Raw genomic sequence first — 511 nt, 5'->3', positions numbered from 1 at the left:
GAGGCTACCTGGCAGATCGCTGCAATGCCCGGCTATTACTGGTGGTTTGCTGTGTATTGATGGCTGTTGGCTGTTACTGGTTCAGTGTTTCTGAAACCATGTTGTCAGCCAGCGCATCCCGGGCATTTATGGGCGTGATGACCTCCCCGGTGATTGTGGTGTGCATGAATCTGGCCAGTCGCTGGTTTCCGGAGCGTTATTTTCCAACCCTTGCGGGGGCTATTGAAGCTTTTGGGCTGGCCGGTGGCGGGCTTGGTCCACTGATACTGCCGAATCTTATGGAAGCCTATGGGTGGCAGGGTGCCATGCAGGCCGCCGCCATTTTTGGTGCTGTACTTGCTGCCCTGATCGCCCTCTTTGTAAAAAGCACGCCGCCGGTCTCCGTCAGTGATGCCAGGTTGCATGATGTAACCTGTGGAGGTGGTTCTGAGACTGACCTCAGCGAAAAGGTGCCATTTGATCGGGCCTCTTTAATCCTGTGCTGTTTGTATGGTTTTGGCCTGTTTGCCGT

Annotated in this window: 1 protein-coding gene; it reads left to right on the top strand. The window is 54.8% G+C overall.

Annotation, left to right across the window (positions count from 1 at the left end):
• Positions 1 to 511: MFS transporter (locus J7438_RS27480; protein ID WP_209279175.1), on the top strand; the 511-nt coding region annotated here is incomplete at both ends.

It is taken from the genome of Thalassotalea sp. G20_0 (assembly GCF_017744175.1).
Taxonomy (GTDB): Bacteria; Pseudomonadota; Gammaproteobacteria; order Pseudomonadales; family Endozoicomonadaceae; genus Endozoicomonas.
Note: the sequence above shows the minus strand (reverse complement) of the source record. Positions and strands in the feature narration are given on the sequence as shown.